Here is a 267-nt window from a genome sequence, read left to right as displayed (position 1 = left end):
CCCGTCCTTCATCGACTCCTAGTGTCAAGGCATCCACCGTGCGCCCTTTCTAACTTAACCAAACTAAAATTAAAAAATATGAGCTACACTGTTATCTAGTTTTCAAAGAACATACATTTAAACTTGAGAGATAGTTCTCTCAAAACTGAACGAAACGAAACAAGTCAACGTTTATTGATGAACTGCGTTCATCAATTCTCCATAGAAAGGAGGTGATCCAGCCGCACCTTCCGATACGGCTACCTTGTTACGACTTCACCCCAATCA

The 267-nt window shown here is 41.2% G+C and carries 1 rRNA gene; it reads right to left on the bottom strand.

Annotated elements, in window-relative coordinates:
- Positions 1-205: 205 nt before the first annotated feature.
- Positions 206-267 (bottom strand): 16S ribosomal RNA (locus JDS80_RS30875); the annotation flags it as partial.

The sequence above is a fragment of the Bacillus cereus group sp. N8 genome, assembly GCF_016483685.1.
In the GTDB taxonomy this organism is placed as follows: domain Bacteria; phylum Bacillota; class Bacilli; order Bacillales; family Bacillaceae_G; genus Bacillus_A; species Bacillus_A proteolyticus.
The sequence above is the reverse complement of the archived record's forward strand: the minus strand, read 5'-3'. Positions and strand labels throughout refer to the sequence as shown.